Below are 21,392 nucleotides of genomic sequence, written 5' to 3'. Positions count from 1 at the left end.
AGGTACTGACGCCACATCATCGGTGTGGCTAACATCACGTCAACGCGGCCACGGGGCCGTGGCGTTATGGAGGTGCCCGGTGATGCACGCGCAAGGCCGACACAGCCCCGACTGGTGTGTGCTGGGCGTACGCACCGTATGGCGCACCATCGGCGACGGCGAGTTCTTCTGCCCCGGCTGCGGTGGCGACCGCAACTACCACCGCCGTACGGGCCGCCGCCGCCTGGTGGCGTTCGGGGTGCCGCTGCTGCCGCGCGGCCCGGTCGGGCCGATCGTGGAGTGCACGGCCTGCCACGCCCGGTTCGCCATGGACATCCTCGACCACCCCACCACCACCCGCTTCTCCGCGATGCTCCGGGACGCCGTGCACACCGTCGCCCTCGCGGTGCTGGCCGCGGGCGGCACGGAGGCCCGTACGGTCCGCCGGGCGGCGGTCGGCGCGGTGCGGGCGGCGGGGTTCGCGGACTGCAGCGAGGAGCAGCTGATCACGCTGATCGAGGCGCTGGCCGCGGACACCGGCCGGCTGCCGGGCGCGTGCGCCTCCTCGGCGGAGCTGGGACGGGACGGGTTCGACCCCTGTGGGACGGCGCTGGCGATCGAACTGCACGAGGCGCTGGAGCCGCTGGCCCCGCATCTCGCTCCGGCGGGGCGGGAGTCGATCCTGTTGCAGGGGGCGCGGATCGCGCTGGCGGACGGGCCGTACCGGCCGGCCGAGCGGGAAGTGCTGGCGACGGTGGGGCGGGCCCTGCTGATCTGCCCGGAGGACACGGACCGGCTGCTGACGGCTGCGCGTACGCCGTCGTAGGGTCCGCACCGCGCCGCGGGTGCGGGACAATGAGCGAATGAGTCTGTTCCGCGACGACGGCATCGTGCTGCGCACCCAGAAGCTGGGCGAGGCGGACCGGATCATCACCATCCTCACCCGGGGGCACGGCCGGGTCCGCGCGGTCGCGCGTGGGGTGCGGCGGACCAAGTCGAAGTTCGGGGCGCGGCTGGAGCCGTTCTCGCATGTCGATGTGCAGTTCTTCGCGCGCGGCAGCGAGCTGGTCGGGCGCGGGCTGCCGCTGTGCACCCAGACCGAGACCATCGCCGCGTACGGCGGCGGCATCGTCACCGACTACACCCGTTACACCGCGGGCACCGCCATGCTGGAGACCGCCGAGCGGTTCACCGATCATGAGGGCGAACCGGCCGTTCAGCAGTATCTGCTGCTGGTCGGCGGGCTGCGGACGCTCGCCGCCGGGGAGCATGCGCCGCATCTGATCCTGGACGCCTTCCTGTTGCGGTCGCTCGCCGTCAATGGCTACGCACCCAGCTTTGATGCCTGTGCGCGCTGCGGGATGCCGGGGCCGAACCGGTTCTTCTCGACCGCGGCCGGCGGAGTGGTCTGCGGGGAGTGCCGGGTGCCCGGAAGCGTCGTACCCTCCTCGGAGTCGATCGGACTCCTCGGCGCGCTGCTGACCGGGGACTGGACGACGGCGGACGCCTGCGAGGCGCGGCATGTCCGGGAGGGCAGCGGCCTGGTGGCGGCATATCTGCACTGGCATCTGGAGCGGGGACTCCGCTCCCTCCGTTATGTCGAGAACAGCAACCAGTCGAGAACAGCAACTAGGAGTAGTGGCACCGATGGCACGACGCGGGATTCTGGGCCGTTCCCGACGTGAGTACCGCACCCCCGACCCGCACCCGTCCGGTGCGCGGCCGCCGAAGATCCCCGGCGAGCTGGTGCCGGACCATGTGGCGGTCGTCATGGACGGCAACGGCCGCTGGGCCAAGCAGCGCGGACTGCCGCGCACCGAGGGCCACAAGGTGGGCGAGGCCGTCGTCCTGGACATCCTCAAGGGCTGCCTGGAGATCGGCGTCAAGAACCTCTCCGTGTATGCCTTCTCCACCGAGAACTGGAAGCGTTCGCCCGACGAGGTGCGCTTTCTGATGAACTTCAACCGGGATGTCATCCGCCGCCGCCGGGACGAGATGGACGAGCTGGGCATCCGCATCCGCTGGGCCGGCCGGATGCCGAAGCTGTGGAAGTCGGTGGCCCAGGAGCTCCAGGTCGCCCAGGAGCAGACCAAGAACAACGATGCGATGACCCTGTACTTCTGCATGAACTACGGCGGGCGCGCGGAGATCGCGGACGCGGCGGCGGCGATCGCCCGGGAGGTGGCGGCGGGGCGGCTCGATCCGGCCAAGGTCACCGAGAAGACCGTCGCCAAGTACCTGTACTACCCGGACATGCCGGATGTGGATCTGTTCCTGCGGCCGTCCGGTGAGCAGCGCACCTCCAACTACCTGATCTGGCAGAGCGCTTATGCCGAGATGGTCTACCAGGACGTGCTGTGGCCGGACTTCGACCGCCGTGATCTGTGGCGGGCCTGCCTGGAGTACGCCCAGCGCGACCGCCGCTTCGGCGGGGCGATCCCCAATGAGGCGGCCGCGGAAGGGTGAACGGGACGTGGCCTGGTGTGGGAGTGGTCCCGGGCGATGGCGAATTCGAGGGGCCACTCCCACGTCAGGGGTCAGCGCTTTGCCGCGCAGTCCCCGCAGGTACCGAAGATCTCGATGGTGTGGGCCACATCCACAAAGCCGTGCTCCTCCGCGATGGAGTCGGCCCACTTCTCCACGGCCGGGCCCTCCACCTCGACCGCCTTGCCGCACACCCGGCACACCAGATGGTGATGGTGCCCGCTGGAGCAGCGGCGGTAGACCGCCTCGCCCTCGCTGGTGCGCAGCACATCGACCTCGCCGGCGTCGGCGAGGGACTGGAGGGTGCGGTAGACGGTGGTCAGGCCGACGGAGGCGCCGCGGTGCTTGAGCATGTCGTGGAGCTCCTGCGCGCTGCGGAACTCGTCCACCTCGTCGAGAGCGGCCGCGACGGCGGCCCGCTGCTTGGTGGATCGGCCGCGTACCGGGGGACCGGCGGTCACCACAGTTGCCTCCTCAAGCTCGGCTGAACACCCAACGCACTGGTTACCGGGCCAATTGTGCCAGGCCCGGACCAGCGGCAGGTCACACCCGTACGTCGTCCGCGACGGCCGGGGAGGCCGGTGGCTCCAGGGTGCAGCGCTCCTCGTCGGCGGCCTTCCCGGCGCGTTTGCGGGCCAGCGGGGCGGCGAGGACGGTCAGCACGATGAAGACGCCGATCGCCAGCAGCACAATGGTCGCGCCCGGCGGGACGTCCACGTAGTACGAGGTGGCGGTGCCCGAAAGAGTCACCAGGACGCCGATGACAACGGACAGCGCCAGGGTGGTGGCGAAGCTGCGCGCGATCTGCTGCGAGGCGGCCACCGGGATCACCATCAGGGCGCTGACCAGCAGCAGGCCGACCACGCGCATGGCGACGGTGACGGTCACCGCGGCGGTGATGGCGATGGTCAGGTTCAGCAGCCGCACCGGGAGGCCGGTGACCCGGGCGAACTCCTCGTCCTGGCAGATGGCGAACAGCTGCCTGCGCAGGCCGAGGGTGGTCACGATCACCAGGGCGGCCAGCACACAGATCGCGACGATGTCCTGCTGCGAGACGGTGGTCAGCGAGCCGAACAGATAGGTGACCAGGTTGGCGTTGGAGCCGCTGGAGGAGAGGTTGATCAGCATCACTCCGCCGGCCATGCCGCCGTAGAAGAGCATGGCGAGGGCGATGTCGCCGCGCGCCTTGCCATAGGAGCGGATCAGCTCCATCGCCACCGCGCCGGCCACACAGACGGCCGCGGCCACCCACACCGGGCTGGTGTTGAGGAGGAAGCCCAGGCCGACGCCGGTGAGGGCGACATGTCCGATGCCGTCGCCCATCAGCGCCTGGTGGCGCTGGACGAGGTAGATGCCGATCGCCGGGGCGGTGATGCCGACCAGGAGCGCGGCGAGCAGGGCCCGCTGCATGAATGCGGCGTCGAGGATGTCCATCAGCTGAGCAGCCCTGTCCGAATCGGTTCCGCCGCCGGTCCGGCGTGCGGGTGTACATGGTCATGGCCGGGGAGGGCGTGCTGGCCCACGGCCTTGGGCGGCGGTCCGTCATGGACGACGCAGCCGTCGCGCAGGACGACCGCCCGGTCGATGAGGGGCTCCAGCGGCCCCAGCTCGTGCAGGACCAGCAGCACGGTGGCGCCCCGGGCGACCTCCGCGCGGAGTGCCTTGGCGAGGACCTGCTGGCTGGTGAGGTCCACGCCGGCCATCGGCTCGTCCATGATCAGCAGTTCGGGTTCCACGGCCAGTGCGCGGGCGATCAGCACCCGCTGGTGCTGGCCGCCGGAGAGGGCGTTCACCGAGTCCTTGATCCGGTCGGCCATGCCGACCAGTTCCAGCGCCTTTCGCACGGCCTCCCGGTCGGCCCTGCGGACCGGGCCCAGCCTGGTGCGCGCCAGGCGCCCGGCGGAGACCACCTCGCGCACCGTCGCCGGCACCCCGCCGGCGGCGGTGGTGCGCTGCGGTACGTACCCCACCCTCGACCAGTCGCGGAAGCGGCGCCGGGGGGTGCCGAACAGCTCCAGCTCGCCGCCGGTGAGCGGGACTTGGCCGACGATGGCCCGTACGGCCGTGGACTTGCCGGAGCCATTGGCGCCGAGCAGTGCGACCACCTCGCCGCGGCGCACGGACAGGTCGATACCACGCAGTACGGGCCGTGATCCCAGGGATGCCGTGGCGCCCCGCAGGGATATGACGGGCTGCTCCATGACTGCCTCCTCAGCTGTGCTCACTTGGCGCCGAGTGCCTTCTGCAGCGCGGTGAGGTTGGACTCCATCACTCCGAAGTAGTCGTGGCCCCGGGACTTGTCGGTGATGCCCTCGAGCGGGTCGAGCACATCGGTCCGGAGGCCGAGGTCGCCCGCGAGGGTCTTGGCGGCGGCCGGGCTGGCGATGGTCTCGAAGAAGACCGTGCCCACGTGGTGGTCCTTGGCCAGCTTGTGCAGGTCCTTGATCCGGGCGGCGCTGGGCTCGGACTCGGGGTCGACGCCGCTGATGGCCTCCTCGGTGAGGCCATAGCGCTCGGCGAGGTAGCCAAAGGCGGCGTGGGTGGTGATGAAGGTGTCCGAGGCACGGTTCTTCAGCCCGGCCTGGTACTTCTTGTTGAGCTCGTCGAGCTGCTTGACCAGGGCATCGGTGTTCTTCTGGTAGTCCGCCCGGTGGCCGGGGTCGGCCTCGGCGAGGGTCTTGCCGACGCCCTTGGCGGCCTCCGCGTACTTCACGGGGTCCAGCCAGATGTGGGGGTCGGCGCCCGCCTCGTGCTCGGAGTGGGAGTGGTTGTCGCCGGTGGTGTGGTGGTGGCCGTCGACCTCGGTGCCGTGTTCTTCCAGGCCGGTGAGGGAGGCCGCGTCGGCGATGTGCTTGACGCCGGACTGCTTGACCGCCTCGTCCACGGCGGGCTGGAGGCCCTTGAGGTAGACGATCGCGTCGGTCTTGCCGAGCTTGGCTATCTGCCGGGGCTTGAGCTCCAGGTCGTGCGGTTCCTGGCCGGGCTTGGTGAGGCCGGTGACCTTGACGTGATCGCCGCCTATCCGCTGGGCCAGGAACTCCATGGGGTAGAACGACGCCGTCACATGCAGCTTGCCGTCCTTGGCGGCGGCTCCCGAGGAGGAGCAGGCCGACAGCGTGACCAGGCCGAGGGCGGCGGCCACGGCGACGGCGGGGGTGGCTATTCGCGTGGTTATTCGGGGGACGCGGGAGCGGCTGACGTTCATGACAGTCATTTTCAACAAAAATGGAAACGATTGTCAACAAGGGGTGGGTCAAGCCAAGGCCAGAACCGATTTGATTCAGGGGGTGTCCGCGCCGGTAACCTGAAGCATTCGCCCACCCTCCCCCAGACTCCGTCCGGGGGTGCCCCCACCGACCACCACCCCCCATCGAGGCGCTACGCGCCACTCCTGTCCATTCGTTCGTCGTCGCAATGAAGAGAGCACCGTGGCCGCCGACAAGATCGACACCATCGTCAGCCTGAGCAAGCGCCGTGGCTTTGTCTATCCGTGCAGTGAGATCTACGGCGGCCAGCGCGCCGCCTGGGACTACGGACCGCTCGGCGTGGAGCTCAAGGAGAACATCAAGCGCCAGTGGTGGCGCTCCGTGGTCACCTCGCGCGACGACGTGGTCGGTATCGACTCGTCGGTGATCCTGGCCCGCGAGGTCTGGGAGGCGTCCGGTCACGTCGCCACCTTCACCGACCCGCTGACCGAGTGCACCTCCTGCCACAAGCGCTTCCGCGCCGACCACCTGGAGGAGGCGTACGAGGCCAAGCACGGCAAGCTCCCCGCGAACGGCCTCGCCGACGTCAACTGCCCGCACTGCGGCAACAAGGGCGGCTTCACCGAGCCCAAGCAGTTCTCCGGCCTGCTGTCCACCCACCTCGGCCCGACCCAGGACACCGGCTCCGTCACCTACCTGCGCCCCGAGACCGCGCAGGGCATCTTCACCAACTTCGCCCAGGTCCAGCAGACTTCGCGGAAGAAGCCGCCGTTTGGCATCGCCCAGACCGGCAAGTCCTTCCGCAACGAGATCACGCCGGGCAACTTCATCTTCCGCACCCGTGAGTTCGAGCAGATGGAGATGGAGTTCTTCGTCAAGCCGGGCGAGGACGAGAAGTGGCACGAGTACTGGATGGAGCAGCGCTGGGGCTGGTACACCGGCCTCGGCATGCGCGAGGAGAACATGCGGTGGTACGAGCACGCCGCCGAGAAGCTCTCCCACTACGCCAAGCGCACCGTCGACATCGAGTACCGTTTCAACTTCGGCGGCACCGAGTACTCCGAGCTCGAGGGCATCGCCAACCGCACGGACTACGACCTCCAGGCGCACTCCAAGGGCTCCGGCCAGGACCTGTCGTTCTTCGACCAGGAGGCCGGCGAGCGCTGGTTCCCGTATGTCATCGAGCCGGCGGCCGGCCTCAACCGGGCCATGCTCGCCTTTATGCTCGACGCCTACAACGAGGACGAGGCCCCCAACGCCAAGGGCGTCATGGAGAAGCGCACTGTGATGCGCCTCGACCCGCGCCTCGCCCCGGTCAAGGTAGCGGTGCTGCCGCTGTCCCGTAACCCGCAGCTCTCCCCGAAGGCCAAGGGCCTCGCGGCGGACCTGCGCAAGCACTGGAACATCGAGTTCGACGACGCGGGCGCGATCGGCCGCCGCTACCGCCGCCAGGACGAGATCGGCACGCCGTTCTGTGTCACGGTCGACTTCGACACCCTGGACGACAACGCGGTGACCGTGCGCGAGCGCGACACCATGAAGCAGGAGCGGGTCTCGCTGGACCAGATCCAGGGCTACCTGGGTGGGCGGTTGATCGGCTGCTGAGTACGTCCCGTACGGCTGTTGAGGGCCCCGGTTCCGCTGCGGCGGGGCCGGGGCCCTCGGCTTTGTCAGACCTCCCAGTCCGCGGTGTCCAGTTCGCAGTCGAAGGGGGCTGGGACGGGCACCTTGTCGCCGATCTTCACCTGCGTGTGCGCTCGGTAGCCGCGGTCGGGTGAGGGGTCGGAGTACACGGTGACCGACTCCTGCAGCACGTCGACGAGCACATAGACCGGCACTCCGGCCTTGCCGTAGACCTCGGTCTTCTTCTGGCGATCGTTGTCGGCTGTGGAACGGGAAGTCACCTCGCCGACCAGGGACAGCGCTTCGCCGGGAGCGTAGATGCCCTTGATCTTCAAGGCTGCCCAGTCGATGACGTAGAAGTCCGGGCCGTAAGCCTGTGACTGCTCGGCGAACCGGACAAGGCGGGGATACCCTCGCGCCCGATGTCCCTCGGGGACATGAGGACTCAGCTGTTCGATGGCGCTTTCGAGGATGTAGTCGTAGGAACACTGGGACCACGGTGACACGACGACATTCCCCCTGATGATCTCCGTGCGGTACCCATCAGGGAGACCTGCATCGACTTGCTCAAGAACCCGGCACAGCTCTTCGAATCCCCCTCCCCGGGGCTTCGGTGACCGTTCTATCGACTGGAGCGGCGGTGTCTCGACCATGACTGCCATGATGCGCCTCCTTGAGCGAGTAAGCGTGTCACCACACAACGTAGCGACCCCCACTGACAATCACCCCCGCCTCCCGAACCCCCGCCCCGCCACCACCGCGCACAGCGCCGCCAGCGGCAGCTCGGCCACCAGTGCCATCACCACCGCGGACGCGAAATCCGCCCCCGGCGCCGCCGTCATCATGTCGAACCAGGCGTCCATCACCAGCAGCGGCGTCGTCACCGCGGCGGCCAGTGCGTGGCGGGCGTCCCGGCGGGCGGCGAGTACGCCCGTGGTGATCAGGGCCAGCGCCTCCAGGGCGTCCAGGCCCACCCAGGCCGTGGACCACTTCGCGGCGGTCGTCTCGGCCGGGAGGCCGGTCGCCAGGACGAACAGCCAGGGGAGCAGCGCCAGTCCGCAGGCGGCGAGGCCGTACCCCAGCAGCCGGTGACGGCGCGAGCACAGTGCGGGAGCGGGAGCGGGGGCGTCCTCCCGCAGCTGGATCACCTCGGCGAGTGCGCCCGTCTCCTCTGCGTTGCCCACCGGCGTGGCGCGGCGCGGGGGTTCGAGGACGGTCATCGGAGGTGCTCCTTGGGGGGGCCGGGTGGATCTGGCCAGTTCAGAGTCGCCTGCCGAGGCGTGGAGATCAGTAGCGCTGCTGTCCGACCTGGGGTGGCACTGGCTATACCCCCGAGCCGGACGGCAGTGGCATGGTTCGGGCGTGACCTGCGCGCTTACGGTGTGGTCATGCACTTCCCCAGCTTGCTGCGGCCCCTGCTGCGCCCCTTTGAGAACGCCGGCCGGTCGATCGCCTTTCACTTCACCGGTGCCGCGGTGCACTTTGTCGCGCTGTTCGTTCTGGGCCTGCCGTGGCTGCCGGTGCCCGGTGAGCCGTCCGGGACGCTGGGCCCGCTGCTGGCGTTGACCGCTTCGCTGTCTGCCCTGATCGCCCTGACGCCCATGTTCACGGCGATGCAGCGGGCGCGCTTCCGGGGGTTCCTCGGGGAGGAAATACCCAAGCCGGTCAGGGTGGCGGGCGCGTCGCGCCGGGAGCGGGCCGAGAACTGGTTGCGCGCCGAGTCGTCCTGGCGGCAGGTCGTCTACCACCTGGTGATCGGGCCGCTGGTCACCCTGGGCGGGGCGGTGGTGCTGACGCTGTGGCTGGCTTCCGCCGCGGCGGCCACCGTCTTCGTCTGGGTCTGGGAGCTGACGCCGACCGAGTGGCGTGTGGAGCACCTGGGCTGGGCGACCCAGTCCATATACATCATGCCCTTTGGCATCCTCGGGCTGTTCGTCTCGGCCTGGCTCACCAACGCCCTCGCCCGGCTGGACACCCGGGCGGCCATGAACCGGCTCGGCCCCAGCCGCGCCGAGCAGCTGGCGCGCCGGGTCGAGGAGGTCACCGAGAGCCGCGCGGGCATGGTGGACGCGGCGGACGCCGAGCGGCGGCGCATCGAGCGTGATCTGCACGACGGGGCGCAGCAGCGGCTGGTCTCCATGGCGGTCAACCTGGGGCTGGCCAAGGTGAGTCTGACCGATCTGCCGGAGGACGCCCGGAAGGTGATCGACGAGGCGCACCGGGAGGCGAAGGAGGCGATCACGGAGCTGGGCAATCTGGTGCGGGGGCTGCATCCGGCGGTGCTGGAGGACCGGGGGCTGGACGCGGCGCTGTCGGGCATCGCGGAACGGGCGCCGCTGCCCGTGCACGTCCGGGTCGACCTGCGGTCGCGGCCCTCGTCGACCGTCGAGGCCGTCGCCTACTTCGTGGTGTCGGAGGCGCTCGCCAATGTGGTCAAGCATGCGCAGGCGTCGAGGGTGGATGTGACCGTCGAGCAGCATGGGGGGATACTTCTTGTCGTCGTTGCCGATGACGGTGTGGGCGGTGCGGATCCCTCCGGGGGCACCGGGCTGGCGGGGCTGGCCAAGCGGGTCGGGTCGGTGGACGGCACCTTCTCGATCAGCAGCCCCGTGGGGGGCCCGACCGTTGTGACTGTGGAGCTGCCGTGCGCGCCGTGATCGCCGAGGATTCCGTCCTGTTGCGAGTGGGGCTGGTGAAGGTCCTGGAGGCGGCGGGATTTGAAGTGGTCGCGGAAGCCGGGGATGCGGAGGCCCTGTTGGCCGCCGTGGAGGAGCACCGGCCGGACATCGCGGTGTGCGATGTCCGGATGCCGCCCGGGTTCACGGACGAGGGGGTGCGGGCCGCGCTGGTCATCCGCAAGCAGTGGCCCGGCATGGCGGTGCTGCTGCTCTCGCAGTATGTCGAGGAGCGGTATGCGGCGGATCTGCTCACCGGCGACACCCGGGGGGTCGGCTATCTGCTCAAGCAACGGGTCGCGGATGTGGAGGAGTTCATCGAGGCGCTGCGACGAGTGGCGGGCGGCGGTACGGCCCTCGACCCGCAGGTGGTCTCGCAGCTGTTGGTGCGGCGGCACAGCGATCCGCTGGACCGGCTGACGGCACGGGAGCGGGAGGTGCTGGAGCTGATGGCCCAGGGGCGGTCCAACGCGGGGATCGCCGGGGAGCTGGTGGTGAGCGAGAGCGCGGTCGCCAAGCACATCAACAGCATCCTGGCCAAGCTGGACCTGCCGAAGGCCGATGCGGACCACCGGCGGGTGCTGGCGGTGTTGCAGTTCCTCGGGGTGGGGTGAGGGGGTAGCGGGTCAGGCGTCGAGGCCGATGCGCTTGCGCTCGAAGCGTTCGCCGATGGCGTAGCGGCCGAAGCTGCGGACGAGGTAGGGGAGTGAGAAGCCGACAGCGACCGGGGCGGCGAATATCACCAGCACTTGGGCGATGCCCGAGCCCAGTGCGGCGGCGGTGCCCATGCGGCCGCCGGAACGCTTCCGACGGCCTGTGGCGCCGGCGATGCCCGACCGGTCCACGGTGCGGATGCCGTGGACGGCCACATAGACCGTGCCACCGCCGAGTACGGCATATACGCACAGGAAGATCGTCAAGGCGAGGGTGCCGGATGAGGCGACGCCCAGAGTGATACCGACAGCCATCACGCCGGTTATAGCCGATATCAGCAACCAGGCGAAGGCCAGGCCGATCCGGCGGCTCCAATAGGCTGGGCCCCGTTTCAGCCAGGTAAGCCCAACTCCGTGCAGTGGCCTGGGTGGTAGGCGCCATGCCGGGGGCATGGGTGGCTCGTCAGCCGAAGATTCCATGCCACACTTTCTTCGCTGTGTTCTCAGCCTTGTCCCGCATTCCCTTTACGTCGTTCTTCCACCATGCCTTACTGGCGTCCGCAAAGCCTTCTCCGATACCGACGATGACGCCGTCCTTGTGAATGTGGTCGCTGAAATGGGCGTTGTGGGTGAGTTCATAGCCGTAGGTTCCGACGCCGTAACCGACGCCTACCGCCACCACCACGCCTGCCGCGACAGTGGCTGCCGGGGCCCCCACCGGCACAAGGCCCTCCACGACGACGCCTGCCGCCAGTCCGGCCACCGCCGGGCCGCCGTCCTTGACCAGGGACTCGCGCCAGGACCAGCCCTTTTCATGGTCTTCCTGCATTTGGTAATAGACCAGGCCCGCGGTGAGGGCGCCGCTGAGCGGGCCCAGGGCGCCGTACGCCCCCATCTTCCAGCCGCGGGATTCATGCGCGATCTCCCCCAGCGTGATCCTCGCTCCGCGGCTCCCCTTGAACTTGCTCATCCAGCCCTCGACGGACGCGACCTTGAGGCGCTGTTCGATGACTGCGGCTCGAGCGGCGCGGCGGGCCTGGAAGTGCTCGTCCCATTCCGCGCTGCCCGGGGTGGCCGATGTGGGATTGTTCTTGAGGCCCTTCACCTCTTTTTCCAGCAATGCGAGTTTCTTCCGATGGGCCTCGGACAGGGCAGCCGGTACGGTGTACACCCCGCGGAGCACTTCGGCCAGGGTGAGTCCGTCCGCTTTGCTCAGCCCCTGAGTGGAGCCGCCGGGAATGATCTGTCTGGACACCGCGTCAAGGTGCTCGGTCGCCAACTTGCGGGCGGTGTCGGCGCGTTTCAGTGCCTTGTCCCGGCCGGTCTTGTATGTGGCCAGGGCGTGCTCGTCCGTGCCCTCCGCTCCGCCCCTGCTGTCGAGCAGGCCGGTGACCGTCTCATGGGCGATGCCGAAGGCATCGATGAGGCGCGTGAGCGCGGAACTCAGCGCGGCGTCCGCTACGTTGGGAGCCGGGTGGGATACCAGATGCTTGAATTGGTCGAGGTGTATCGCCTCGCCATGGAATCTTTTGCCCAAGTCGTCGATGTGGTCGATCGTGGCGTGGAGTTTGTCGGTCATGCTCGGTCTTCTTCCGCGTGCGACAGGGAAGTCGGGTCCACGGATATGACGGACATGCCCGCCCGGCCGTAGAAGACTTTTAACGCTCCTATGGGCAGTGCCACCCATGGCTGATCCGGGCCAAGGCAGGAAACCAGCCGCTCGGCGGAAGTGAACGCCCGACCGCAGAAATCACCGGACGCCGTCCGGCGTGTTTCGAACGCGACCTCGTTTTCCCCGCCGTCCACCGAGCGGGGATGCGCGGGTGCGAGGACGATGCGGTCGTCGGGCAGTGATGTATTCGACAGCGGTGCATTCAAGGGCGGAACTCCCGCCAGGCCGGGGCGACTTGACTGTGATCACCCTAGGCAGGGTTCAGGCCGGCAGTCCAGGAAAAGCAGGCCGGCCGCGCGTCAAGGGTGCGTTAGTGCACCGGATTTGAAGTGCGCAGCCCCCGCAGTATGAGGTCGCACACCGCGTCGAAGGCGGCGTCGATTTCGGGCCGGGACCACTCGGGCGCGTATGCGGGGTCATGGAAACGGCCCGTCGCGTCCCATATCGCGCGAGCGGTGCGGGCGGGGTCGTCGGCGGTGAACTCGCCCTGGCGGACGCCGCTTTGGATGATCACCGCGAGCTGGCCGATCATCGTCTCGATGTGCCGGTCGACCGTTGTGCTGTTCTCGCCGACGAGGACCATATACGTCGCGAACAGCTCCGGGTCGTCCCCCGCCTTGCGCCGCTTCGAGGCGAAGAGTGCCGCCAGCCAGTCGCGCAGCCGGAGGCCGGCCGGGCCGCCCGCCTCGGCGATCGCGGACAGCTCGGCGTGCGACTGGTCGAGCCAGCGGCCGGTCACGGCCTCCCGCAGCGCGGCCTTGCTGCCGAAGTGGCGGTAGACGCTGCCGTGGCTGACCCCCAGGGCCCGTGCTACATCGACCACGGTGGCCTTGGCCGGGCCGAAGCGGCGCAGTACGTCCTCGGTGGCTTCGAGGATGCGGTCGGGGGTCAGGGTCTCGGGCGGCATGGGGTGCAACGGTCCTTTCGGTCGCGGTCACCGACCGGTCGAGCGTAACGGGAGGTGCCAAGGTACTCCGCCCGACCAGGGCTACCGCTCGCTGTCCAGGTGCGCCATCTGCTCGGCGGGGTAGCGCTCGCCGGCCGCCGCGCCGGTCGGGACGGCCTGCTCGATGGCGGCGAGGTCGGCGGTGCCCAGGGTGACGTCGAGTGCGCCCAGTGCCTCGGTGAGCCGGTCGCGGCGGCGGGCGCCGACCAGCGGCACGATGTCCTCGCCGCGTGCGAGGACCCAGGCGATGGCGGTCTGCGCGACGCTGGCGCCGCGCTCCTCGGCGACCTTGCGCAGGGCGTCGACCAGGTCCAGGTTGCGCTGGAGGTTCTCGCCCTGGAAGCGCGGGCTCATGCCGCGGAAGTCGTTCGCGGCGAGCTTCCGGTCGCGGTCGAAGTGGCCGCTGATCAGGCCGCGGGAGAGCACGCCATAGGCGGTGACGCCGATGCCCAGCTCCCGGCAGACCGGCAGGATCTCCTGCTCGATGCCACGGGAGATCAGCGAGTACTCGATCTGCAGGTCGGCGATGGGGGCGACGGACGCGGCCCGGCGGATGGTGTCGGCACCGACCTCGGAGAGACCGATGTGCCGCACGTGCCCGGCCTCGACCAGTTCGGCGATCGCGCCGACCGTCTCCTCGACCGGGACGTCCGGGTCGACCCGGGCGATGCGGTAGATGTCGATGTGGTCGGTGCCCAGGCGCTGGAGCGAGTAGGCGGCGAAGTTCTTCACGGCGGCGGGGCGGCCGTCATAGCCGGACCAGCCGCCGTCCGGATCGCGCAGGGCGCCGAACTTCACGCTGGTGAGCGCCCTTTCACGGTGGGCGGCGCCCGCGCCGCGCAGCGCCTCGCCGATGAGCAGCTCATTGTGGCCCATGCCGTAGAAGTCGCCGGTGTCCAGCAGGGTGATGCCCGCGTCCAGGGCGGCGTGGATGGTGGCGATCGACTCGGCGCGGTCGGCGTCGCCGTAGAGGGCGGACATGCCCATGCAGCCGAGTCCGAGGGCGGAGACCTGGGGGCCGGTGGTGCCAAGAGTGCGGTGCAGCACGGGGGGCTCCTTTGTGAGCGAGGAAGGGGTGCCCGGACAGAGTGACACATGGAATGACAGATTTCAATATCTGTCATTCCATGTGCACTCCTCTGCTCCTGTGCTGCCGCGTCAGCGGACCTGGCGTGGCAGCCGCAGGCTCAACGCCACTGTCACCGCCGCCGCCACCAGCTGCACGGCGAGCGTGATCGTCAGGGCGTCCCGCATCCCCATCGACGGCGTCAGCGACAGGAAGAGCGTCCCGAGGCTGGCCACGCCCAGCGCCATGAACGACTGCTGGGTGGTGACCATGACCCCGCCGCCGACCCCCGCCTGGGCGACCGGCACCTCGCTCAGCACGGTGCGCATCGTCAGCGGGAACAGCAGCCCCTGGCCCAGCCCCTGAACGGCCAGCGCCGGAGCCGTGCCCCAGCCGTTCAGCCCGTCCCAGCCCCAGTGGAAGGTGGCGATCAGTGAGAGCAGGCCCGCCGTCTGGAGCAGCGCCCCGGTCGTCACCGCTCTGCGCCCGAAGCGCGCCGCGAGGCGCTGGCCGGCCATCGAGGCGGCGAGGAAGGCCAGGCACAGCGGCACCAGCGCCAGCCCCGCCGCCATCGGGCCGAGCCGCAGCCCCTCCTGCAGAGCCACCGCGATGACGAACATAAAGCCGCCCCAGCCGAGGCAGAACGGCATGATCAGCGCCAGCCCGCTGCGCACCGAGTGGATGCGCAGCAGCGAGGGCGGCACCAGCGGGGTGCGCCCCGAGCGCTCGGCGCGCCACTCCACCGCCAGGAACGCCGCCGCCGCGAAGGGGAACACCGCCAGCAGCAGCCACGACCAGACCGGCCAGCCCGCCGCCCGGCCCTCGGTCAGCGGCAGCAGCAGCGATATGAGCGTCAGCGAGAGCAGCACGGTGCCCGGCCCGTCCACCCGCGTCGGGTGCTCCGAGCGCGTCTCCGGCACCTGTCGCAGCGCCAGCAGCAGCGCGGCCGCCGCCACCGGTGCGTTCACCAGGAAGATCGCGCGCCAGCCGGTGCCCGCTATGTCCATGGAGACCAGCACGCCGCCCAGCACCTGGCCGACCGCGCTGGACACCCCGGCCGTGGCGCTGTACATGCTCAGCGCCCTGACGCGGGGCTGGCCGCTCGTGGTGGCCTGGATGGTCGCCAGCACCTGCGGCAGCATCAGCGCCGAGGCCGCGCCCTGCGCGACCCGGGCGGCCACCAGCGTCCAGGCATCCGGGGCGAGGCCGCAGGCCACCGAGGTGAGCCCGAAGGCCGCCGTGCCCCACAGGAACAGCCGCCGACGGCCGAGCATGTCGCCCAGCCGCCCGCCGAGCACGAGCAGCACCGCGTACGCCACGCCATAGCCGCCGACGACCATTTCGAGCATCGCGGGGCCCGCGTGCAGATCGTGGTCGATGGTGGGCAGGGCCACATTGACGATGAAGGCGTCCACCATCGGCAGCGCGGCGCCGAGGAGTACGGTCAGCAGGCCCAGTCCGCCGAGGGCGGGGGAGGAGCCGGAAGGGGCGGAGGAGGTAGGGGCGGGAGGGGTCGAGGCGGCCCGCTGCGGAGCGGGAAGGGCGGCGGCTGTACGGATTTCGCTCACGGATACAAGGATTGCGGCGACGGCAGCCTGGTACCAGAGTCTCCTTATCCTGGTACCAGCAGTACCTGGTAACCCGCTGGCCAGTCCCGCACTCTGGAGGCATGACCACGATGGTGCTTGACCCCCCGGCCCCCGCCGCCGACGCCATACGGCGTACCGAGCTGGCCGCCTTCCTGCGCAGCCGCCGCGAGCGGATAACGCCGGAGCAGGTGGGCCTGCCGCGCGGCGTCCGGCGCCGCACCCCGGGCCTGCGCCGCGAGGAGGTCGCGCAGCTCGCCGCCGTGGGGGTCACCTGGTACACGTGGATGGAACAAGCCCGCGACATCCAGGCGTCGGTGCAGGTGCTGGACTCCATCGCCCGAGCCCTGATGCTCGGCCGTGATGAGCGATCCCACCTCTTCGCCCTTGCCAATGTCACCGATCCGCTGCCGGAGACCGCGTGCACCGGGGTGCCCGAGTCGCTGCAACAGATGCTGGAGCAGCTGGAGCCGTTCCCCGCCTGTGTGCAGAACGCCCGCTACGACATCCTCGCCTACAACCGCTCCTACGGGCAGCTGCTCTGCGACCTGGACGCCCTTCCCGTGACGGACCGCAACTGCATGTGGCTCGCCTTCACCAACCCCGACTGGCGCGCCCGCGTGGTCCACCACGAGGAGACGATCCGGCTGATGACCGCCAAGTTCCGGGCCGCGATGGCCGAGCATGTGGCCGAGCCCGCCTGGAAGTGCCTGGTCCAGCGGCTCCACGAGGCCTCGCCCGAGTTCCGGGAGACCTGGGCGCGGCATGAGGTCCTGCACGATGCCGCCTCGCGGACCAAGGCCTTCCAGCACCCCGAGGTCGGCCTGCTCCGGGTGCGCCACAGCAGCCTGTGGATCGGCCCCAACCACGGTCCCCGGCTGAGCACCTACACCCCGGTCGACGAGGAGTCCCGCGAGCGCCTGGAGCAGCTCCACCGGCTGGCGTCGGCCGGACGGCCGGCCGCCCGCTGAGCCGGATGGGGGACACCGGATGGGGGACAATGGACGGTCGTCCCTCCCATCCCGCACGACCGAGCCCATCCCGCACGACCGAGGAAGCCTCTCCATGACGCAGCTCCAGATCGGCCCGCACTCGGTGCAGCCGCCGGTGGTCCTGGCCCCTATGGCGGGGATCACCAACGCTCCCTTCCGCACGCTGTGCCGGGAGTTCTCCGGCGGCAAGGGGCTGTTCGTCAGCGAGATGATCACCACCCGGGCGCTGGTCGAGCGGGATGCCAAGACCATGCGGCTGGTCCACTTCGACGGCACCGAGAAGCCGCGCTCCATCCAGCTCTACGGCGTCGATCCGGTGACCGTGGGCCAGGCCGTCCGCATGATCGTGGACGAGGATCTGGCCGACCACATCGACCTCAACTTCGGCTGCCCGGTGCCCAAGGTCACCCGCAAGGGCGGCGGCTCCGCCCTGCCCTACAAGCGCAACCTGCTGCGCTCGATCCTGCGCCAGGCGGTCGGCAACGCCGGTTCGCTGCCGGTCACCATGAAGATGCGCAAGGGCATCGACGACGACCACCTCACCTACCTCGACGCCGGGCGGATCGCCGTCGAGGAGGGCGTCACCGCCATCGCCCTGCACGGCCGGACCGCCGCCCAGCACTACGGCGGCACCGCCGACTGGGAGGCCATCGCCCGGCTGAAGGAGGCCGTCCCCGAGATCCCGGTGCTCGGAAATGGCGACATCTGGTCGGCCGAGGACGCGGTGCGGATGATGCGCCACACCGGCTGTGACGGCGTCGTGGTGGGGCGCGGCTGCCTGGGGCGGCCCTGGCTGTTCGGCGATCTGGTGGCCGCCTTCGAGGAGGGCGGTGGGCCCGGCGCCGCCGCGCCCACCCTGCGCGAGGTGGCCCGGGTGATGCTGCGCCATGCCGAGCTGCTGGGCCGGTGGCTGGAGAGCGAGGAGCGCGGTGTCATCGACTTCCGCAAGCATGTCGCCTGGTACACCAAGGGCTTCTCGATCGGCTCGGAGCTGCGCAAGAAGCTCGCGATCACCTCGTCCCTGGCCGAGCTGGACGCCTTGCTGAGCGAGCTGGATCTCGACCAGCCCTGGCCGCCGGGCGCGGACGGTCCGCGCGGGCGGACCTCCGGCCGCAACAGGGTGGTGCTGCCGGACGGTTGGCTGGACGACCCCTATGACTGCGCGGCCGTGAGCGCGGACGCGGAACTCGACACCTCCGGGGGCTGAGAGGGCCGGCGGAGCCTTCTCCGAGGCCCACCAAACGGCGTGATTCTCGCCACCTCTGATAGGGCTTGCGCTCAGATGAGCGATCTCGGCGGGGATGCATCTTCCAAAGGGTGGCACTGAGTGCCATCATTCTTGGGTTTACGAATTGACGACTCATGGCCCGATTTATCGACACCCTGTGATCGGTCGAATGTTTTCCGTGCTGCCGTGTTCAAGATGTAAATGATCTGCAGCGCCATCTCAATCGGGCGGGCGGCTTTCGATCTGTTGGCGGACGGGCGGTTACGACCCCATGACGATGGAGTGGACCTCCTCAGACGCCTTCGATCTGGGTACGCTCCCCGCCGTCAGGGCAGCCCTCCCCACCTGCGTCCGGGAGGCCCCAGTGAGGAGTCGAGTCCCGTGCCGGTAAACGAAGATCGCCAGAAGTTCGTCTACGACTTCACCGAGGGCAACAAGGACCTCAAGGACCTGCTCGGCGGAAAGGGTGCCAACCTCGCCGAGATGACCAACCTCGGTCTGCCCGTGCCACCGGGCTTCACCATCACCACCGAGGCGTGCAAGGTCTACCTGGCCGGGGGCCAGGAGCCCCCGGCACTGCGTGACGAGGTCACCGCCCATCTCGACGCGCTCGAGCGGCGGATGGGCAAGAAGCTCGGCCAGGCAGACGACCCGCTGCTGGTCTCGGTCCGTTCGGGCGCCAAGTTCTCCATGCCCGGGATGATGGACACCGTTCTGAACATCGGGCTCTCCGACGAGTCGGTGGCCGGGCTCGCCGCCCAGGCCGGTGACGAGCGGTTCGCCTGGGACTCCTACCGCCGCCTCATCCAGATGTTCGGCAAGACCGTGCTGGGCGTGGACGGCGACCTCTTCGAGGAGGCGCTCGAGGAGGTCAAGCGGACCAAGGGCGTCAGCACCGATGTCGAGCTCGACGCCGCCGATCTCCGCGGCCTGGTCGGGGAGTTCAAGGATATCGTCGGCAAGGAGACCGGCCGGGACTTCCCGCAGGACCCGCGCGAGCAGATGGACCTCGCCATAAGGGCGGTCTTCGACTCATGGAACGGCGACCGCGCCAAGCTCTACCGCCGCCAGGAGCGCATCCCCGGCGACCTGGGCACGGCCGTCAACGTCTGCTCCATGGTCTTCGGCAACCTCGGCCCGGATTCAGGTACGGGCGTCGCCTTCACCCGTGACCCGGCCAGTGGCCACCAGGGCGTCTACGGCGACTACCTGGAGAATGCCCAGGGCGAGGACGTGGTCGCCGGCATCCGCAACACCGTGCCGCTCGCCGAGCTGGAGCGGCTGGACAAGACCTCCTACGACCAGCTGATGCAGATCATGCAGACGCTGGAGACGCACTACCGCGACCTGTGCGACATCGAATTCACCATTGAGCGCGGCACGTTGTGGATGCTGCAGACCCGGGTCGGCAAGCGCACCGCCGGTGCCGCCTTCCGGATCGCCACCCAGCTGGTGGACCAGGGGCTGATCAGCGAGGCCGAGGCGCTGCAGCGGGTGACGGGCGCTCAGCTGGCCCAGCTGATGTTCCCGCGGTTCGACGAGAAGGCCAAGGCGGATCTGCTGGGCCGGGGCATCGCCGCCTCGCCGGGGGCCGCCGTGGGCAAGGCGGTCTTTGACTCCTACACCGCCGTCAAGTGGTCGCGCTCGGGCGAGAAGGTCATCCTGATCCGCCGGGAGACCAACCCCGACGACCTCAATGGCATGATCGCCGCCGAGGGCATCCTGACCTCGCGCGGCGGCAAGACCTCGCACGCGGCCGTGGTGGCCCGCGGCATGGGCAAGACCTGTGTGTGCGGCGCCGAGGAACTGGACGTCGACACCAAGCGGCGCCGGATGGAGGCCCCGGACGGCACGGTCATCGAGGAGGGCGACGTGGTCTCCATCGACGGCTCCTCCGGCAAGGTCTACCTCGGTGAGGTCCCGGTCGTGCCGTCCCCGGTCGTGGAGTACTTCGAGGGCCGGATGCACGCGGGCGCCGACGACGCGGACGGGCTGGTGCAGGCGGTGCACCGGATGATGGCCTTCGCGGACCGGATGCGCAGGCTGCGGGTGCGGGCCAACGCGGACAATGCCGAAGACGCCGCGCGCGCCCGCCGGTTCGGCGCCCAGGGCATCGGGCTGTGCCGCACCGAGCACATGTTCCTGGGCGAACGGCGGGAGTTGGTCGAGCGGCTGATCCTGGCCGACACCGACGCCGACCGCGATGCGGCACTCGGTGCCCTGCTGCCGCTGCAGAAGGCCGACTTCGTGGAGCTGTTCGAGGCCATGGACGGACTGCCGGTCACCGTCCGCCTGTTGGACCCGCCGCTGCACGAGTTCCTGCCGGACATCACCGATCTGTCGGTACGGGTGGCGCTCGCCGAGGCCCGCCATGAGCCGCACGAGAACGACCTGCGCCTGCTCCAGGCCGTGCACAAGCTGCATGAGCAGAACCCGATGCTGGGCCTGCGCGGGGTCCGCCTCGGCCTGGTCATCCCCGGCCTGTTTGCGATGCAGGTACGGGCCATCGCCGAGGCGGCGGCCGAGCGGCGGAACGCCAAGGGCGACCCGCGCGCCGAGATCATGATCCCGCTGGTGGGCACGGTCCAGGAGCTGGAGATCGTCCGGGACGAGGCCGAGCGCGTCATCGCCGAGGTCGAGCGGGCCACCGGCACCGAACTGCGCCTGACCCTCGGCACGATGATCGAGCTGCCCCGGGCCGCGCTGACGGCGGGTCAGATCGCCGAGGCGGCCGAGTTCTTCTCCTTCGGGACGAACGACCTCACCCAGACCGTGTGGGGCTTCTCCCGCGACGATGTCGAGGCGAGCTTCTTCACCGCCTACCTGGAGAAGGGCATCTTCGGGGTCAGCCCGTTCGAGACCATCGACCGGGACGGCGTCGGCTCGCTCGTCCGGGCGGCCGCCGAGGCCGGCCGGGCCACCCGCCCCGACCTCAAGCTCGGCGTCTGCGGCGAGCACGGCGGCGATCCGGAGTCGGTGCACTTCTTCCATGAGGTGGGCCTCGACTATGTCTCCTGCTCGCCGTTCCGGATCCCGGTGGCGCGCCTGGAGGCGGGCCGGGCCGCGGCGATCGGCGCGGTGAGCGACACCCGCTGACCGGCAGGCAAGCACCGGAGCCGTCATCAGGGAACCCCGACCCTCAGTTCCGCCGGCGGCTCCGGAAACCGTGTCGGCCGGTACGGCGCCACCGCGGGCGTAACCCGCGCGTAACGCGCGGGGCACCTCGTGGACGCCCCGGAACCGGAGCGGGCATGGCGGAGGGGCGGCGCCCGTGCGGGAGCG

Annotated in this window: 21 protein-coding genes; 9 read left to right on the top strand and 12 right to left on the bottom strand. The window is 69.8% G+C overall.

Going from position 1 to position 21,392, the window contains the following annotated elements; translation table 11 throughout:
- Positions 1 to 82: 82 nt before the first annotated feature.
- Genes ABCR83_RS05635 through ABCR83_RS05625 form a run of 3 tightly spaced genes read left to right on the top strand, consistent with a single transcriptional unit; the run spans position 83 to position 2,445 of the window.
- On the top strand, positions 83 to 805 hold the full coding sequence (locus ABCR83_RS05635) for a tellurite resistance TerB family protein (RefSeq protein ID WP_462693667.1): 723 nt from the start codon (positions 83 to 85) through the stop codon (positions 803 to 805).
- A gap of 37 nt (positions 806 to 842) precedes the next feature.
- Positions 843 to 1,664: a DNA repair protein RecO gene (gene recO / locus ABCR83_RS05630; RefSeq protein WP_462693666.1), complete on the top strand. Its 822-nt coding sequence runs from the start codon at positions 843 to 845 to the stop codon at positions 1,662 to 1,664.
- Positions 1,627 to 2,445, top strand: coding sequence for an isoprenyl transferase (locus ABCR83_RS05625; RefSeq protein ID WP_462693665.1), 819 nt, complete (start codon positions 1,627 to 1,629; stop codon positions 2,443 to 2,445). Before recO ends, ABCR83_RS05625 begins: the two co-directional genes overlap by 38 nt.
- Positions 2,446 to 2,516: 71 nt before the next feature.
- On the opposite strand, the gene ABCR83_RS05620 is transcribed toward ABCR83_RS05625, so the two are convergent.
- The 4 genes from ABCR83_RS05620 to ABCR83_RS05605 all read right to left on the bottom strand — a co-directional run bounded on the left by ABCR83_RS05620 (position 2,517) and on the right by ABCR83_RS05605 (position 5,677).
- Complete coding sequence (locus ABCR83_RS05620; RefSeq protein WP_462693664.1) at positions 2,517 to 2,927, bottom strand: Fur family transcriptional regulator; 411 nt, start codon at positions 2,925 to 2,927, stop codon at positions 2,517 to 2,519.
- A gap of 79 nt (positions 2,928 to 3,006) precedes the next feature.
- Positions 3,007 to 3,897, bottom strand: a complete 891-nt coding sequence (locus tag ABCR83_RS05615) for a metal ABC transporter permease (RefSeq protein ID WP_462693663.1) — start codon at positions 3,895 to 3,897, stop codon at positions 3,007 to 3,009.
- Positions 3,897 to 4,664, bottom strand: coding sequence for a metal ABC transporter ATP-binding protein (locus ABCR83_RS05610; protein ID WP_462693662.1), 768 nt, complete (start codon positions 4,662 to 4,664; stop codon positions 3,897 to 3,899). The genes ABCR83_RS05615 and ABCR83_RS05610 overlap by 1 nt, the downstream gene beginning before the upstream one ends.
- Positions 4,665 to 4,684: 20 nt before the next feature.
- Entirely contained in the window at positions 4,685 to 5,677 is a 993-nt protein-coding gene (locus ABCR83_RS05605; protein ID WP_462693661.1) for a metal ABC transporter substrate-binding protein, read from the bottom strand.
- Positions 5,678 to 5,891: 214 nt separating this feature from the next.
- On the opposite strand from ABCR83_RS05605, the gene ABCR83_RS05600 reads away from it, so the two are divergent.
- Positions 5,892 to 7,274 carry a glycine--tRNA ligase gene (locus ABCR83_RS05600; protein WP_462693660.1) on the top strand — a complete coding sequence of 461 codons (1,383 nt, stop codon included), beginning with the start codon at positions 5,892 to 5,894 and terminating at the stop codon, positions 7,272 to 7,274.
- Positions 7,275 to 7,339: 65 nt separating this feature from the next.
- Here the strand turns inward: ABCR83_RS05600 and ABCR83_RS05595 are convergent, their stop codons facing one another.
- Positions 7,340 to 7,954, bottom strand: a complete 615-nt coding sequence (locus ABCR83_RS05595) for a Uma2 family endonuclease (protein WP_462693659.1) — start codon at positions 7,952 to 7,954, stop codon at positions 7,340 to 7,342.
- 60 nt (positions 7,955 to 8,014) lie between these two features.
- A complete protein-coding gene (locus ABCR83_RS05590; RefSeq protein ID WP_462693658.1) occupies positions 8,015 to 8,512 on the bottom strand; it encodes a hypothetical protein in 498 nt (165 codons plus the stop codon).
- A gap of 168 nt (positions 8,513 to 8,680) precedes the next feature.
- Between ABCR83_RS05590 and ABCR83_RS05585 the strand changes: the two genes are divergently transcribed.
- Both ABCR83_RS05585 and ABCR83_RS05580 read left to right on the top strand, forming a co-directional pair.
- A complete protein-coding gene (locus tag ABCR83_RS05585; RefSeq protein ID WP_462693657.1) occupies positions 8,681 to 9,949 on the top strand; it encodes a sensor histidine kinase in 1,269 nt (422 codons plus the stop codon).
- Positions 9,937 to 10,581 (top strand): response regulator transcription factor, encoded by a 645-nt coding sequence (locus tag ABCR83_RS05580; RefSeq protein WP_462693656.1) that lies wholly within the window; start codon positions 9,937 to 9,939, stop codon positions 10,579 to 10,581. Before ABCR83_RS05585 ends, ABCR83_RS05580 begins: the two co-directional genes overlap by 13 nt.
- A gap of 12 nt (positions 10,582 to 10,593) precedes the next feature.
- Here the strand turns inward: ABCR83_RS05580 and ABCR83_RS05575 are convergent, their stop codons facing one another.
- The 6 genes from ABCR83_RS05575 to ABCR83_RS05550 form a co-directional block, all read right to left on the bottom strand.
- A complete protein-coding gene (locus ABCR83_RS05575; RefSeq protein ID WP_462693655.1) occupies positions 10,594 to 10,935 on the bottom strand; it encodes a hypothetical protein in 342 nt (113 codons plus the stop codon).
- Between the two features lie 148 nt (positions 10,936 to 11,083).
- Positions 11,084 to 12,199, bottom strand: a complete 1,116-nt coding sequence (locus tag ABCR83_RS05570) for a DUF6317 family protein (protein ID WP_462693654.1) — start codon at positions 12,197 to 12,199, stop codon at positions 11,084 to 11,086.
- Positions 12,196 to 12,498, bottom strand: a complete 303-nt coding sequence (locus tag ABCR83_RS05565) for an SAV_915 family protein (protein WP_462693653.1) — start codon at positions 12,496 to 12,498, stop codon at positions 12,196 to 12,198. The genes ABCR83_RS05570 and ABCR83_RS05565 overlap by 4 nt, the downstream gene beginning before the upstream one ends.
- Before the next feature lie 104 nt (positions 12,499 to 12,602).
- Complete coding sequence (locus tag ABCR83_RS05560) at positions 12,603 to 13,199, bottom strand: TetR family transcriptional regulator (RefSeq protein WP_462693652.1); 597 nt, start codon at positions 13,197 to 13,199, stop codon at positions 12,603 to 12,605.
- Positions 13,200 to 13,280: 81 nt separating this feature from the next.
- On the bottom strand, positions 13,281 to 14,285 hold the full coding sequence (locus ABCR83_RS05555) for an aldo/keto reductase (RefSeq protein WP_462693651.1): 1,005 nt from the start codon (positions 14,283 to 14,285) through the stop codon (positions 13,281 to 13,283).
- Between the two features lie 111 nt (positions 14,286 to 14,396).
- The gene (locus ABCR83_RS05550) at positions 14,397 to 15,872 is read right to left on the bottom strand and encodes an MFS transporter (protein ID WP_462693650.1); all 1,476 of its coding nucleotides are present in this window, start codon (positions 15,870 to 15,872) and stop codon (positions 14,397 to 14,399) included.
- A gap of 101 nt (positions 15,873 to 15,973) precedes the next feature.
- Between ABCR83_RS05550 and ABCR83_RS05545 the strand changes: the two genes are divergently transcribed.
- From ABCR83_RS05545 to ppdK, 3 genes are all read left to right on the top strand, one after another.
- A complete protein-coding gene (locus ABCR83_RS05545) occupies positions 15,974 to 16,861 on the top strand; it encodes a helix-turn-helix transcriptional regulator (protein WP_462693649.1) in 888 nt (295 codons plus the stop codon).
- A gap of 94 nt (positions 16,862 to 16,955) precedes the next feature.
- On the top strand, positions 16,956 to 18,089 hold the full coding sequence (gene dusB, locus ABCR83_RS05540; protein WP_462693648.1) for a tRNA dihydrouridine synthase DusB: 1,134 nt from the start codon (positions 16,956 to 16,958) through the stop codon (positions 18,087 to 18,089).
- 222 nt (positions 18,090 to 18,311) lie between these two features.
- Complete coding sequence (ppdK, locus tag ABCR83_RS05535; protein ID WP_462693647.1) at positions 18,312 to 21,206, top strand: pyruvate, phosphate dikinase; 2,895 nt, start codon at positions 18,312 to 18,314, stop codon at positions 21,204 to 21,206.
- Positions 21,207 to 21,392 lie beyond the last annotated feature (186 nt).

This window comes from Streptomyces xingningensis (assembly GCF_054957865.1).
This window is presented reverse-complemented; position numbering and strand designations above follow the sequence as displayed.